The following is an 872-nucleotide window of genomic DNA, read 5'->3' as shown; positions in this document are numbered from 1 at the left end:
GATCACCAAGACAACGACAGGTGTTACGGTGACGAGCAGCAAACTGTCATCGGTATACGGGAGTGCGGTGACATTCACAGCCAAAGTAACGCCTGCTCTGGCGACGGGGCAGGTGCAGTTCAAGGTGGACGGTGTGAATAAAGGTGGGCTGGTTGCGGTTGTGAACGGGGTGGCAACCAGTGCAGCGATAAGCGATCTTACGGTTCGGTCAACTGCCTACAAGGTAAGCGCGGAGTACAGCGGTGATGCTAACATAGACGGGAAAACCTCTATCGACTTGTCTCAGACGATCACGAAGGCGGTACTGACGGTAACTGCGGACAACAAGAGCAAGGTATACGGGACGGTCAATCCTGCACTCACGGCGACCATCACCGGTTACGTGAATGGGGATGACAGCAGTGTGCTCACTGGGGGCCTGGGGACCACCACGACCGCGGCGACTGCATCTAGCGCTGTGGGGAGTTATGCCATCACCCCCGTACTGGGGACAATTGGGGCAGCCAATTACAGCTTTAAGACGGTCGCTGGCAGTTTAGCAGTAACCAAGGCAGCGACAAGCGTTGCCGTGGCATCAAATCTCAATCCGTCGGTCTATGGTCAGAGTTTGACGCTGACTGCCACGGTAACGCCGTCGACAGCCAGTGGTACGGTTCAGTTCAAGGTAGGTGGTGTCAACTTTGGTGCGCCAGCGGCTGTCAACACAACAACCGGGAAAGCGGTTCTTGCCACAACGACCCTGCCGGCCGGGAGCTCGAATATCACGGCAACGTACAGCGGCAGCACGAACTATACGGCCTCCACGTCGGACCCGTTGGTGCAGACGGTTGATAAGAAAGACCTTACTGGTTTGGTGCTCACCAAGAGCACGA

At 56.5% G+C, this 872-nt stretch carries 1 protein-coding gene; it reads left to right on the top strand.

The genetic code is table 11. From position 1 onward, the window contains the following. Window positions 1-28: 28 nt before the first annotated feature. Window positions 29-872 (top strand): Ig-like domain repeat protein (locus OR1_RS20475; protein WP_160295295.1); only part of this gene is annotated, 844 nt, incomplete at its 3' end.

Source organism: Geobacter sp. OR-1, from assembly GCF_000813145.1.
Classification (GTDB): domain Bacteria; phylum Desulfobacterota; class Desulfuromonadia; order Geobacterales; family DSM-12255; genus Geoanaerobacter.
This window is presented reverse-complemented; position numbering and strand designations above follow the sequence as displayed.